We start from the raw sequence: 12,967 nt of genomic DNA, 5'->3' as shown, positions 1-12,967 counted from the left end.
AAACTTCCCGAAGGGAATCAAGTGGCACAGGAAGTGCTCAGCGACCTGAACAAGGTTCGCAACATCGGCATCATGGCCCACATCGATGCCGGCAAGACCACCACCACCGAGCGAATCCTCTTCTACACCGGCGTCAACTACAAGATCGGTGAGACGCACGACGGCGCGTCGACCACCGACTGGATGGAGCAGGAGAAGGAGCGGGGGATCACCATCACCTCCGCTGCGGTGACCTGTTTCTGGAACAAGAACCAGATCAACATCATCGACACCCCCGGGCACGTCGACTTCACCGTCGAGGTGGAGCGAAGCCTGCGCGTGCTCGACGGCGCTGTTGCGGTGTTCGACGGTAAAGAGGGCGTGGAGCCGCAGTCCGAGCAGGTCTGGCGGCAGGCCGAGAAGTACGAAGTTCCCCGTATCTGCTTCGTCAACAAGATGGACAAGCTGGGCGCCGACTTCTACTTCACGGTGCGCACCATCGAAGAGCGTCTCGGTGCCAAGCCGCTGGTTCTCCAGCTGCCGATCGGTGCCGAGGACGACTTCGACGGCGTCGTCGATCTCATCGAGATGAAGGCCATCACCTGGCGCGGCGTCGTGCCGACCGGTGCCGAGCCGACCATCGAGGAGATCCCGGCCGATCTCCTGGAGAAGGCCAAGGAGTACCGCGAGAAGATGATGGAGACGGTCGTAGAGACCGACGAAGCGCTGCTCGAGAAGTACTTCGGTGGCGAAGAAGTCACCATCCCCGAGGTCAAGGCGGCCATCCGCAAGCTGACGGTCACCCGTCAGCTGTACCCGGTGCTGTGTGGTTCGGCGTTCAAGAACAAGGGCGTCCAGCCCATGCTCGACGCGGTCATCGACTACCTGCCGTCCCCGCTCGACGTTCCCTCCGTGGAAGGTCACGCGGTCGGTAACGAAGAAGAGATCCTGTCGCGCAAGCCCTCGTCCGAGGAGCCGTTCGCGGCGCTGGCGTTCAAGATCGCCTCGCATCCGTTCTTCGGCAAGCTGACGTTCGTGCGTGTCTACTCCGGACACATCACGGCAGGCACCGGCGTGCTCAATGCCACCAAGGGCAAAAAAGAGCGCATCGGCAAGCTGTTCCAGATGCATGCCAACAAGGAAATGCCGGTCGAGGATGCCACGGCGGGCCACATCTACGCGATGATCGGCCTCAAGGACACCACCACCGGTGACACCCTGTGCGACTCGAATGCACCGATCGTCCTGGAATCGATGAGCTTCCCGGACCCGGTCATCAACGTCTCGATCGAGCCGAAGACCAAGTCGGACCAGGAAAAGCTGGGTGTCGCCATCCAGAAACTGGCCGAAGAGGACCCCACGTTCTCTGTCAAGCTGGACGACGAGACCGGTCAGACCGTCATCGGCGGTATGGGCGAGCTCCACCTCGACATCCTGGTCGACCGCATGAAGCGGGAGTTCAAGGTCGAGGCCAATGTCGGTAAGCCGCAGGTTGCCTACCGAGAGACCATCCGCAAGACGGTTGAGAAGCACGACTACGTCCACAAGAAGCAAACGGGCGGAAGCGGGCAGTTCGCCAAGGTCATCGTCAAGCTCGAACCGCTGGTCGACGCCGAAGACGGCGCCACCTACGAGTTCGTGAACGCCGTGACCGGTGGCCGCGTTCCTCGCGAGTACATCCCATCCGTGGATGCCGGCGCGCAGGACGCAATGCAGTACGGCGTGCTCGCCGGGTACCCGCTCGTCAACTTGAAGTTCACTCTGCTGGACGGCGCCTACCATGACGTCGACTCCTCTGAGATGGCGTTCAAGATCGCCGGATCGGCCGCCATGAAAGAGGCGGCCCGGATGGCGGGCCCAGTGATCCTGGAACCGTTGATGGCCGTCGAGGTCACCACGCCAGAGGATTACATGGGCGACGTGATCGGCGACCTGAACTCACGCCGTGGTCAAATCCAGGCCATGGAAGAGCGCAGTGGCGCACGTGTCGTCAAGGCACTGGTTCCTCTGTCGGAGATGTTCGGCTACATCGGTGACCTGCGGTCACGGACCCAGGGCCGAGCGAACTACTCCATGGTGTTCGACTCGTACGCCGAAGTTCCGGCGAACGTGTCGAAGGAGATCATTGCCAAAGCAACGGGTGAGTGAATACTCTTCCCCTCGCCTCGGCGATAGCGCCGCCACCGGCGCAAAGCAGATAAGAAACACCTGCTGCGACACGAACTGAATATTCAAGCAGTGGGATTACACCCAGTGACCAGGAAAACCCCGGTCACTACAACAAGTCCAGGAGGACAATCAAGTGGCGAAGGCGAAGTTCGAGCGGACCAAGCCGCACGTGAACATCGGCACCATCGGTCACGTCGACCACGGCAAGACCACGCTGACGGCGGCCATCACCAAGGTGTTGCACGACAAGTTCCCGGATCTCAACGCGAGCTTTGCGTTCGATCAGATCGACAAGGCTCCGGAAGAGAAGGCTCGTGGTATCACGATCAACATCTCGCATGTTGAGTACCAGACGGAGAAGCGTCACTACGCCCACGTCGATGCTCCTGGTCACGCGGACTACATCAAGAACATGATCACCGGTGCAGCCCAGATGGACGGCGCGATCCTCGTGGTTGCCGCCACCGACGGCCCGATGCCCCAGACGCGTGAGCACGTGCTGCTCGCTCGCCAGGTCGGCGTGCCGTACATCCTGGTCGCGCTGAACAAGGCCGACATGGTCGACGACGACGAGATCATCGAACTCGTCGAGATGGAGGTGCGTGAACTTCTCGCAGCTCAGGAATTCGACGAGGATGCCCCGGTCATCAAGGTCTCGGCTCTGAAGGCGCTCGAGGGCGATCCGGAGTGGGTCAAGACCGTCGAAGAGCTCATGGACGCTGTCGACGAGAGCATCCCGGAGCCGGTTCGCGAGACCGAGAAGCCGTTCCTCATGCCCGTGGAGGACGTGTTCACGATCACCGGTCGTGGCACCGTTGTCACCGGTCGTGTGGAGCGTGGCGAGGTCAAGGTGAACGAGGAAGTCGACATCGTCGGCATCCGCGAGAAGAGCACCAAGACCACCGTCACCGGTATCGAGATGTTCCACAAGCTCCTCGACTCGGCACAGGCAGGCGACAACGCCGGTCTGCTGCTGCGTGGTCTGAAGCGCGAAGACGTCGAGCGTGGACAGGTTGTCATCAAGCCGGGCACCACCACTCCGCACACCGAGTTCGAAGGACAGGCCTACATCCTGTCCAAGGACGAAGGCGGACGGCACACCCCGTTCTTCAACAACTACCGTCCCCAGTTCTACTTCCGTACGACTGACGTGACGGGCGTTGTGACCCTGCCCGAGGGCACCGAAATGGTCATGCCCGGTGACAACACCGAGATGTCCGTCAAGCTGATCCAGCCGGTCGCCATGGACGAGGGCCTGCGCTTCGCGATCCGTGAAGGTGGCCGCACCGTCGGTGCCGGTCGCGTCACGAAGATCAACAAGTAGTAGCAGCTACACCCGAAAACGCCCGATCCCGCAAGGGGTCGGGCGTTTTTGCTGTGTCCGGGAGCGGATTCACCCTGAGATCGTCCACCTCACGGGGTGCGAAGGGCATATAACCCTTGGTGACCCCTCAGACGGACGATCTCAGGGACCTTCGGACTCGTTACGTGTAATAAAGGAGGCTGTCGACCTGCCCGGTGCCGCCCGGCAGGGCCTTGACCTCGCTGTTGATGAGGTAGAAGCCCCCTTGGGGTGCCGGAACGATCGCCAACATCTGTTCTCCCATGTTCTTTGGCGCCACATTGTCGAGCATCAGCCGGAAAGGATTGTCGTTGAGGTTTTGCCTGTGCAAGACGCGGTAGGTTCGGCCGAGAATGGTCACGTGCGGCGCCGCGCCCCAGTCCGCCTGCTTGAGTTTGATCTCGTTTTTCTTCAACGCGCTCTCCAGGTTCTTCATCACGCCTGCCTGCGCGCGGCTCAGGTGGATGTGGAGTTGGTCTTGCTGCCGGGCGGCCTTCGAATTGATCCCTATGGCCGGCACGGTTCCTACCGGGCGTGGCGCAGCATTGGCCTCATCGAAGGCGATCTTGCAGAAATTGAGCGTGGTGCCCTGCCAGATGTGGGAACACTCGATCCCCGACAGTCGCTGGGTGGGTATTAGAAGCCGATTGTTGGGTCCCGATCCACCCGGGGCGCCACCCTGCCGGATGGCGTAAGCCTGCTTGGTTGAACCTGACAGCGGGGTCGGGGGTGGAATGACCTTCGGCACCGGCTGTGGTTGTTGAGGGATCATCGAGACGCTGGTTCGCACCACCTTGGTATTGGTGCCGGGGAAGGCGGGAGTCACGTTCTTCACCCGCTCCCACAAAAAGAGCCGGTCGGTGACGCCAGGTGGGGTGACGTCGTTGAAGCCTCCGCAGTCGGCGCCGGATCCGAGTGGCCCGCACAGTTCCGGCCCGACCGACCCGGTCCCGGGTAGATCGCACAGACTCGGCGCTGCGTGGGCGGGCCCTGATGACGCGAGCGCCCCGGCCGCGAGTCCGGCAACAGTGGTCGCCGTGATCGACAGCATCCGACGACGATTGATCCTGGGTGGGTTGATGTCGGTCATTGCGGTTGCCTCCACAAGTGGTCTCGCGTTGTGATCGAGTATGCGCCGAGTCGACTTGTCGGGTGAGTCGTTGGAGGGAAATCCTGCCGGTCGAATGACTTCGCACCCAACATGCTCGACCGGGTACACCGCGGTGCGCGATACTGTCTGCACACGTGGAGAACAGGGGCGGGTGATGGGCCTTTTCGGGCACGGCAGCAGCGACACGGAGCCGACTTTCATGCGGACGTTCGTGCCGATTCTCGCGTTCTCGCTGCTGTGCGGGATCGTCGGACCGATCTTCCTCGTCGCGTATTTCGTGATCGGCGATCCGATGGTGGGCTGGATGTTCTACACCGGGCTCGCGATCACCATCCTGGATGTCGTCATCGCGTTCTTCATCGCACAGTTCAGCTACCGGGGTAAGCGCCGGCGGTTCGAACTCGAGCAGACCGGGCGGCTCGGGGTCGCCGACGTGCTGTCGGTGGAGCAGACCAACGTGCAGGTCAACAACCAGCCGATGATGAAGCTGAGGCTCCGCATCCACGGCGACGGCATCGCACCGTTCGAGGCCGACAAGCGGCTTGTCGTCCCGTTGATGCATCTGGCAGCACTCAACGCGCGACGGCTGGCGGTGCTCGTCGACCCGTACTCGGGCCAGTTCGAGATCGATTGGCAACGAACGTCTTTGCTGGCGGGGTCGGCCCCGGCGCGGTTCACCGACACCGATACCGGCAGGGAGTTCGACTTGTCCGGGCACTCGGATGCCCTCATGGAGATCATGAGCGTGTTCAAGAACAACAACATCCCCTTCGGTGGCACCGTCGATCTTCGTTCCAACCCGGTGGCGCGCCAGCAGGTCATGGACATCGTGCGCCGCGTCGGAGGACAACCCGCGGGTGGTCCGGACCTGCGGAAGGTCGACTACGCCGCACCTCCTGCGCCGCCACGAAGCCCGAGCCAGCGGCTGGCCGAACTCGAGGCGATGCGCGGCGCCGGAAACATCAGCGACGCCGAGTACCAGGCGGTGCGGACCCGGATTCTCGGCGAGCTCTGAACCCGAAAATTCGCGCCAGATACGTGCGTACGCGCCGGTTGCAACCGGCGCGTACGCAGGCAAGTGGCGCGAATTCGGTTCGCTGCTGAGGGCAGAACTGCTCACGGCAGCAACGGCTTTCGCGAACGCCGTCCGCCGCGCAGGCTTGGTCCATGACGGATGACAAGACACCCAGCCCCATAGACGACGAACTGGTCAGCAGACTTTTCCATCAGCGTGTGATCGTGCTCGGCGACCAGCTCGATCAGCAACTGGGCAACCGGCTCTGCAGCCAACTCCTGCTGCTCTCGGCCGAAGATTCCCACAAGGACATCAGCTTCTGGATCAACTCGCCCGGCGGATCGGTTCCGGCGATGCTGGCCATCATGGACGTCATGCGTGCGATCCCCAACGACGTGAGCACGCTCGCCCTCGGGATCGCCGCGAGTGCCGGGCAGTTCCTCCTCTCGGCGGGTACTCCCGGTAAGCGATACGCATTGACGCACTCGCGAATCCTGATGCACCAGGGCTCATCCGGAATCGGTGGCACCGCTGTCGACATCGAGTTGCAGGCCGACGATCTGCGGCACACCCGTGACACCGTGCTCGCGTTGATCGTGGCCCATACGGGTCGTCCGGCCGAGCAGATCTGGACAGACTCCCTACGCGACCGCTGGTACACCGCGGAGCAGGCAGCCGACTACGGGTTCATCGACAGAGTCGTCGACGGCGTCGAGGACATCTACCCGGCCTACTCCCGGCCGGCAGCGCTGGGAGGCCGGCGATGAGCGGCTACACGATTCCGTATGTGGTCGAGAAGACCGCAGGCGGTGAACGGTCGATGGATGTGTACAGCCGCTTGCTGTCCGAGCGGATCGTGTACCTGGGCACCGAGATAGACGACGGGGTGGCGAACGTCCTGATCGCTCAGATGCTGCACCTGGAGTCCGACAGCGCGGACCTGCCGATCAACCTCTACATCAATTCTGCGGGTGGATCACCCGAGGCGATGCTGGCCGTGTACGACACCATGCAGTACATCCGGTCTGAGGTCGCCACGACCTGCGTCGGGCAGGCCGGAGGACCCGCGGCGGTGCTGCTGGCGGGAGGTGCTCCCGGACAGCGCGGGATCCTGCGCCACGGTCGGGTGGTGCTGCATCAGCCGTCCATCCAGGGGCAGGGCTCGATTCCCGACCTCATCATCCACGCGGACGAGGTGGTGCGGCTGCGTTCGGAACTGGAAGAGCTGTTGGCCAGGCACACCGGGAAAGATCTGCACACTCTGCGGGATGACACCGATCGCGACCTGATCCTGCCCGCAGCGGCAGTGGTCGACTACGGCCTGGCCGATGAGGTGCTCTCGACCAGACCTCGGCGGTGACTGTCAGGACACCATACGGAGCTGGGGTCGTCCGTTCGCCGGCGTCGTGGCCGAGGGGCGGGCGCCGCGGTGAATGCCTCCGACCGCGACCACAGGTCGCGCAGCCTCCTCGAGAGACAGCGCGACGCCTCGTGCGACGTCGAGCAACGTGAGCCCGAGAGCGCCGGTGACCGCCGAGAGAATCTCGGACGAGGGCTCTTTACGCCCGCGTTCGATCTCGGAGAGGTATTGCGGTGACACCCCGGCCCGGGCCGCGATGTCGGTGAGGATACGTCCCTGTGCCGTCCGTTCCGAGCGCAAGTATGACCCGAGGACGCTGCGCCACAGCTCATCTGGCCGGGAGGCGGCGGGTACGGGGTCGCCGCGGCCGGACAGTCTTCTCAAGGTGTCGCCCATCATCCGAACGTAGTTCGAAAACCCGCCCGGTGGTGCGGGTATCTGCTCTGGGCAGAATTCGAGGAATCTTTGCGAGCGGTCACTCTCTATGTTACCTTTGCCATGAGTGATGGAGGTCACATATGAGTCTGCAGCCGGCAACAACGCGATCGGTGGGCGACGAGGGCGGTCGATTCGACATGGTCGTCCGCGGCGGAACCTGGTTCGACGGGACGGGGGCACCCGGCCTGCGCCGCGACCTCGGGATCCGCGGTGGAAGGGTCGTTGAGGTCTCCAACGCCCCGTTGCCGATCGGACCCGACACCAAGGTCATCGAGGCAGGTGGGCAGTGGGTCATGCCCGGGTTCATCGACGTCCACACCCATTACGACGCCGAGGTGCTCGTCGCCCCCGGACTCGGCGAGTCGATCCGGCACGGCGTCACCACCGCGATCATCGGGAACTGCTCGTTGTCGACGGTCTACACCACTCCGGTCGATGCCGCCGATCTGTTCAGTCGGGTCGAGGCGCTGCCGCGTGACCACGTGATCAAGGCCCTCGAGCAGGGCAAGGACTGGACGGACCCCGCGTCGTACATCGAGTCGCTCGAGTCGCTGGCGCTGGGACCGAACATTGCCGCCTTCCTCGGTCATTCGGACATCCGCGCATCGGTGATGGGGCTGGGACGAGCCACGGATCGCGGTCACAAACCGAGCCGTTCGGAGATGGCTGCGATCAGCAAGGCGGTCGAGGACGCGCTCGACGCCGGGTTCCTCGGGGTCTCGTCGATGACCAATCCCTGGGACAAGCTCGACGGGGACCGCTACCGGTCCCGGTGCCTGCCGTCGGTGTATGCCCACTGGAGCGAACGCCGCAAGATCAACCGAATCCTGCGGCGTCGCGATCGGGTTCTGCAGACGATCCCGAACCTGAACACCAAGTACGACATCCTCTTCTTTCTCGCGGGCAGTACCGGACTCGGTCGCAAGCCGCTACGCACTTCGGTGCTCGCGGCCGCCGACGCAAAATCGGATCGTTGGGTGCGCCGGATCTTCGGCCCCATAGCGACTCTCGCGAACGACATCGGCCGCGGTGCGCTGCGATGGCAGCATCTCCCGGTCCCGTTCGAGGTCTACAGCGACGGTATCGATCTGGTCGTGTTCGAGGAATTCGGTTCCGGCCGTGCCGCTCTGCATCTGCGGGAGGAGATGGGACGCAACGATCTGCTGTCCGATCCGGAGTATCGCCGCTGGTTCCGCGAAGACTTCGAGAAAAAGTTCAGTTCGCGCATCTGGCATCGCGACTTCGACGACGCCGAGATCAGCGAGTGCCCCGACGCCTCGATGATCGGCAAGACCATCGAGCAGGTCGCCCGCGAGCGCGGGGTCCACAGCACCGACATGTTCCTCGATCTGGTGGTCGAACACGGCACCGCCTTCCGCTGGCACACGGTCATCACCAACGACCGACCCGAGATCGCCGATTGGCTGATCACACAGAAGGGCGTCACCATCGGTTTCTCCGATGCCGGTGCGCACCTGCGCAACATGGCCTTCTATAACTACGGGATCAAGCTGCTGCAGCGGGTGAAAGAGGCCGAGCACGGTGCCCGGACGCCGTTCCTCACGATCGAAGAAGCGATCTACAAACTCACCGGTGAACTAGGTGAGTTCTACGGCCTGGACGCCGGATTCTTGCGGATCGGTGATCGTGCGGACTTCGTCGTCGTCGACCCGGCCGGCCTCACCGACCAGACGAAGGAATACGCTGAAGAATCGATGCCCGAATTCGGAGGAATCAAGCGGATGGTCAATCGCAATGACGACGCGGTGACCGCCACAGTTGTCGCCGGTGAATACCTCTATGGCCGCGGCGATTTCGCTCCCGGGTTCGGAACCACGCTGCGCAGCGGTCAGTTCCTGCGGGCCGACCAGCCGCGGGGCACGTTGAGGAATCAGCCCGAACAGGTCAGGCACACGGTGGCTGGATGACCCCTGCCACGGACACCACCGGGGATGGCCGACGGACCCAGCAGCAGCGCCGGGACGCGACCAAGGCCCGGCTGGTCGATGCCTGCGTGAGCTCGCTGTGCGAGATCGGCTACCAGCGCAGCACGATCAGTGAGATCTGTGGTCGCAGTGGGGTCTCGCAGGGCGGTTTGTTCAGGCACTTCCCGACACGACTCGACCTGGTGATCGCGGCCGCCGATGAAGTGCGGCGCAGGCAGTTCGAGGCGTTCTCCCAGAGTCTCGCCATGCTGGGGACCGATACCTTGTCCGACTGTCTGCTGCTGGTTCGGGCCGCCTGTCGGGCCCCGGTGAACGGCGCCTGGTATGAGCTGCTGGTGGCGGCCCGTACGGATGCCGGCCTCCGCGAACGCCTTGCTCCCATGCTGGCCGAATATCACACCCAGATCGCCGACTTCGCCAGGACGATACCTGCGGTACAGGGACTGCCCCCGGGCCAGATCGAGGTGGTTGCGTTGACGGTGGTTCACCTGTTCGACGGTGAATCCGTTGCCGCAGCCGTCAATCCGCAGCCCGGGCTCGATGATGCGCGCCTCGAACTCGTTCTCGGCTGGCTCGCCGGGCTCGCGGGATAGGCCCCCGACCCCGATGCCTGCAGGGCCGTCGTATTCCGATCTTGCGTCCTCGGCTGCTGTCGTCGCGTTGCCGATGCGGATGCGATTTCGGGGGATCACGGTTCGCGAGGTGATGATCTTCCGCGGCCCCGCGGGCTGGGGTGAGTTCGGGGCGTTCCCGGAATATGACGACGTCGAGGCGTCGGCATGGCTGGCAGCAGGTATCGAAGCGGCCTACGAGGGTCCGCCGCCGGCCGTGCGTTCTGCCGTTCCCGTCAACGCCACGATTCCCGCGATCCCGGCAGATCAGGTCGCGGACGTGATCGCTCGGTTCCCGGGTGCACATACCGCGAAGGTGAAGGTGGCGCAGGAGGGGCAGACTCTCGCCGACGATGTGGCCAGGGTCGAGGCCGTCCGCGAGCACATCACGAACGTCCGGGTGGATGCCAACGGGAAATGGACTGTGCAGCAGGCCATCACAGCTCTGCGTGCACTCGGTGAGCTGGAATACGCCGAGCAGCCCTGCGCGACGATCGAGGAACTCGCCCAGGTGCGCAGGGCCACGACGACACCGATCGCCGCCGATGAGAGCATCCGCCGGGTCGCGGACCCGCTGCGGGTGATCGCAGCGGGTGCCGCTGATATCGCCGTCCTCAAGGTCGCTCCGCTCGGCGGGATGCGGCGGGTTCTCGAGCTCGCTGCGGACATCCCGATCCCCGTTGTCATCTCCAGCGCCCTCGACTCCGCGGTCGGGATCTCCGCGGGGGTGGCCGCGGCGGCGGCCCTGCAGGAGCTCGAGTTGGCGTGCGGGCTCGGCACCGGCGGGTTGTTCACCACTGACGTCGCCGAGCCTTTTGTCCCGGACGGCGGCGTGCTGACGCCACGAACGGTCGACGTCGGCGTGGCGACCCTCCCGCGGGCCGATGCAGCACGAACCCGCTGGTGGTTGGACCGTTTGCGACGCTGCCACGCACTTCTGAACGCGTAGCCCGGCAACAACTGGTGGCCTTCGTCACCGACAGAAGATACAATTTCCGCAAAACGTTCCAACAGCGGACGTTCAGCCACAGCGGAGGTTCGGTAAATGTCGGTCATTTTGGCGCAGGCACCATCTGACAGCGGCCTGAAATCGGTGCAGGGGTCGAAGACCAACGGCGCGATCCAGATCCTGAAGATGCGCCGCGATCCGTTCGCCTTCGCCGATGCTCAACAGTCCGAGTTTGGTCGGGTCTCGTTCATCAATGCGTTCGGGCAGAAGTTGGTGACCTGCCGCGGTCCGCAGGCGGCCGACCAGATCTTGATGAACAAAGACAAGGCGTTCGCGAACGGCCCGGCCTGGAGCTTCTTCATCGGCCCGTTCTTCAATCGCGGCGTGATGCTCCTCGACTTCGAAGAGCACCGGCACCATCGCCTGATCTTGCAGCAGGCGTTCACCCAGCCTGTCCTCAAGGGCTACATGCAGGAGATGCAGCCGATGATCACCGAGCGCATCAAGCAGTTCCCCGTAGGTGAGGTGAAGCTCTTCAGTGAGTTCAAGGCCCTGACGCTCGACGTCGCACTCGAGGTCTTCATGGGTCTGGAGCTACCGCAGGCCGAAGCCGACCGGATCAACAAGGCCTTCATCGACACCGTGCGGGCGGGGGTCGCGTTGGTGCGGCGCCCGGTGCCTGGTGGACGGTGGTGGAAGGGTCTGCGCTCACGCAAAGTGCTCGAGGATTTCTTCATGAGTCATATTGCCGAGAAGCGGGCGGGGGAGTCGCCCGACCTGTTCTCGGTGCTGTGCCACGCCGAGAGCGAAGAAGGTCACCGGTTCACCGACGAAGACGTGGTCAACCACATGATCTTCGTGTTGATGGCTGCCCACGACACCTCCACGATGACGATGACACAGATGGCCTACCGCATGGCCAAGTCGCCCGAGTGGCAGGAGCGCGCCCGCGCCCAGTCCCTGGAACTCGGTCCAGAACTCGCATACGAAGACCTGGCCACGCTGACCGATCTGGACATCATCATGAAGGAGTCGCTGCGCATGTGCGCGCCGGTGCCGGGTCAGCCGCGCATGGCGATCAAGGACACCGAGGTCCTCGGGCACTATGTGCCCAAAGGTTCGATCGTCACCGTGCCGAGCCTGACCAATCACTACGACGCCGAGTACTGGTCGAATCCCTACCTGTTCGACCCCGAGCGTTTCACGTCCGAGCGTCGCGAGGACAAGTCGCACCGGATGGCGTGGTCGCCGTTCGGCGGTGGGGTGCACAAGTGCATCGGGCTGTATTTTGGCCAGATGGAGATTCGGACGATCATGCACCAGTTGCTACGCGGATTCGAGTGGTCGGTTCCGGCGGATTACACGATGCCGATGGATTTCAGTGCGCTGCCGGTGCCCAAGGACAACCTCCCCGTGACGGTCCGGCGCGTCTGATGCCGCAGTCACCGACCCGCCCCGCACGCAAGGTCCGCAACACCGCCTCGCCGCGTGAGCAAGAAGGCGCGATCCTTCAGGCAGCGCGAAAAGAGTTCGAAGAGAACGGTATCCGGCGAACCGGGGTCGACGACGTCGCCAAGCGGGCGGGCGTGAGCAGGAGCACCCTGTACCGGCGGTTCCCGAACAAGGAGGCACTCCTGCTCGGCGTGGCCGAGCGGATCTACCTCGACGGCATGATCGTCCTCGAGGAGGCCACCGTCGGGCACGGGCCGCAAGAGGCTGTGGTCGAGGCCTTTCTCGCGGGCGCTGAACTGGTCAACGAAGATCCACTCATCCGCAGGATGATGGTGGACGAACGGGACGCGCTCAAGGGCATCACGAACTCGGTCACCGGGCTGTTCATCGAGATCGTCACCGGCCGGATCATGCAGACCCTGCGCGGCGCAGGGGCTCAGATGCCAGATGAAGACCTGCATGCGGTGACCGAAATCCTTGTTCGGCTGGTCATCTCGTACCTGGACACCCCGTCGATCGACGAGGCACGGTCCGAGCCGCAGTCGGTACGCGACTTCGCCCAGCGCTACCTCGCACCGATGGTGTGGTGAGACCA

General features: G+C 63.7%; 12 protein-coding genes. 10 read left to right on the top strand and 2 right to left on the bottom strand.

What is annotated here, in order from left to right:
- The first annotated feature begins 21 nt into the window (after window positions 1–21).
- Together fusA and tuf are read left to right on the top strand one after the other, a co-directional pair.
- A complete protein-coding gene (gene fusA / locus BH683_RS16595; RefSeq protein WP_084837383.1) occupies window positions 22–2,127 on the top strand; it encodes an elongation factor G in 2,106 nt (701 codons plus the stop codon).
- A gap of 154 nt (window positions 2,128–2,281) precedes the next feature.
- Window positions 2,282–3,472 (top strand): elongation factor Tu, encoded by a 1,191-nt coding sequence (gene tuf, locus BH683_RS16590; RefSeq protein WP_084837382.1) that lies wholly within the window; start codon window positions 2,282–2,284, stop codon window positions 3,470–3,472.
- A 160-nt stretch (window positions 3,473–3,632) separates the two neighbouring features.
- On the opposite strand, the gene BH683_RS16585 is transcribed toward tuf, so the two are convergent.
- Complete coding sequence (locus BH683_RS16585) at window positions 3,633–4,580, bottom strand: CDP-diacylglycerol diphosphatase (protein ID WP_168187060.1); 948 nt, start codon at window positions 4,578–4,580, stop codon at window positions 3,633–3,635.
- A gap of 220 nt (window positions 4,581–4,800) precedes the next feature.
- Here BH683_RS16585 and BH683_RS16580 point away from each other — a divergent pair, with 220 nt between their 5' ends.
- The 3 genes from BH683_RS16580 to BH683_RS16570 all read left to right on the top strand — a co-directional run bounded on the left by BH683_RS16580 (window position 4,801) and on the right by BH683_RS16570 (window position 6,976).
- Window positions 4,801–5,616, top strand: a complete 816-nt coding sequence (locus BH683_RS16580; protein ID WP_246833427.1) for an SHOCT domain-containing protein — start codon at window positions 4,801–4,803, stop codon at window positions 5,614–5,616.
- A gap of 152 nt (window positions 5,617–5,768) precedes the next feature.
- Window positions 5,769–6,383 (top strand): ATP-dependent Clp protease proteolytic subunit, encoded by a 615-nt coding sequence (locus BH683_RS16575; protein ID WP_084837379.1) that lies wholly within the window; start codon window positions 5,769–5,771, stop codon window positions 6,381–6,383.
- The gene (locus BH683_RS16570) at window positions 6,380–6,976 is read left to right on the top strand and encodes an ATP-dependent Clp protease proteolytic subunit (RefSeq protein WP_084837378.1); all 597 of its coding nucleotides are present in this window, start codon (window positions 6,380–6,382) and stop codon (window positions 6,974–6,976) included. The genes BH683_RS16575 and BH683_RS16570 overlap by 4 nt, the downstream gene beginning before the upstream one ends.
- A gap of 3 nt (window positions 6,977–6,979) precedes the next feature.
- On the opposite strand, the gene BH683_RS16565 is transcribed toward BH683_RS16570, so the two are convergent.
- Complete coding sequence (locus tag BH683_RS16565) at window positions 6,980–7,372, bottom strand: helix-turn-helix transcriptional regulator (protein ID WP_084837500.1); 393 nt, start codon at window positions 7,370–7,372, stop codon at window positions 6,980–6,982.
- Window positions 7,373–7,494: 122 nt separating this feature from the next.
- Here BH683_RS16565 and BH683_RS16560 point away from each other — a divergent pair, with 122 nt between their 5' ends.
- The 5 genes from BH683_RS16560 to BH683_RS16540 all read left to right on the top strand — a co-directional run bounded on the left by BH683_RS16560 (window position 7,495) and on the right by BH683_RS16540 (window position 12,962).
- Window positions 7,495–9,342 (top strand): amidohydrolase family protein, encoded by a 1,848-nt coding sequence (locus BH683_RS16560; RefSeq protein WP_084837377.1) that lies wholly within the window; start codon window positions 7,495–7,497, stop codon window positions 9,340–9,342.
- A complete protein-coding gene (locus tag BH683_RS16555) occupies window positions 9,339–9,953 on the top strand; it encodes a TetR/AcrR family transcriptional regulator (protein WP_084837376.1) in 615 nt (204 codons plus the stop codon). Before BH683_RS16560 ends, BH683_RS16555 begins: the two co-directional genes overlap by 4 nt.
- A 13-nt stretch (window positions 9,954–9,966) precedes the next feature.
- On the top strand, window positions 9,967–10,920 hold the full coding sequence (locus tag BH683_RS16550) for an o-succinylbenzoate synthase (protein WP_084837375.1): 954 nt from the start codon (window positions 9,967–9,969) through the stop codon (window positions 10,918–10,920).
- Between the two features lie 96 nt (window positions 10,921–11,016).
- Window positions 11,017–12,354, top strand: a complete 1,338-nt coding sequence (locus BH683_RS16545; RefSeq protein ID WP_084837374.1) for a cytochrome P450 — start codon at window positions 11,017–11,019, stop codon at window positions 12,352–12,354.
- Window positions 12,354–12,962, top strand: coding sequence for a TetR/AcrR family transcriptional regulator (locus BH683_RS16540; RefSeq protein WP_084837373.1), 609 nt, complete (start codon window positions 12,354–12,356; stop codon window positions 12,960–12,962). The genes BH683_RS16545 and BH683_RS16540 overlap by 1 nt, the downstream gene beginning before the upstream one ends.
- Window positions 12,963–12,967 lie beyond the last annotated feature (5 nt).

The sequence above is a fragment of the Williamsia sp. 1138 genome, from assembly GCF_002095435.2.
Lineage (GTDB): Bacteria > Actinomycetota > Actinomycetes > Mycobacteriales > Mycobacteriaceae > Williamsia.
Note: the sequence above shows the minus strand (reverse complement) of the source record. Positions and strands in the feature narration are given on the sequence as shown.

Excerpts from the sequence above, each read along its gene's own strand:
- BH683_RS16560 (WP_084837377.1), top strand. The coding sequence starts at position 7,495 with ATGAGTCTGCAGCCGGCAACAACGCGATCGGTGGGCGACGAGGGCGGT.
- BH683_RS16585 (WP_168187060.1), bottom strand. The coding sequence starts at position 4,580 with ATGACCGACATCAACCCACCCAGGATCAATCGTCGTCGGATGCTGTCG.
- BH683_RS16550 (WP_084837375.1), top strand. The coding sequence starts at position 9,967 with ATGCCTGCAGGGCCGTCGTATTCCGATCTTGCGTCCTCGGCTGCTGTC.
- BH683_RS16575 (WP_084837379.1), top strand. The coding sequence starts at position 5,769 with ATGACGGATGACAAGACACCCAGCCCCATAGACGACGAACTGGTCAGC.
- BH683_RS16540 (WP_084837373.1), top strand. The coding sequence starts at position 12,354 with ATGCCGCAGTCACCGACCCGCCCCGCACGCAAGGTCCGCAACACCGCC.
- BH683_RS16565 (WP_084837500.1), bottom strand. The coding sequence starts at position 7,372 with ATGGGCGACACCTTGAGAAGACTGTCCGGCCGCGGCGACCCCGTACCC.
- BH683_RS16570 (WP_084837378.1), top strand. The coding sequence starts at position 6,380 with ATGAGCGGCTACACGATTCCGTATGTGGTCGAGAAGACCGCAGGCGGT.
- BH683_RS16555 (WP_084837376.1), top strand. The coding sequence starts at position 9,339 with ATGACCCCTGCCACGGACACCACCGGGGATGGCCGACGGACCCAGCAG.
- BH683_RS16545 (WP_084837374.1), top strand. The coding sequence starts at position 11,017 with ATGTCGGTCATTTTGGCGCAGGCACCATCTGACAGCGGCCTGAAATCG.
- BH683_RS16580 (WP_246833427.1), top strand. The coding sequence starts at position 4,801 with ATGCGGACGTTCGTGCCGATTCTCGCGTTCTCGCTGCTGTGCGGGATC.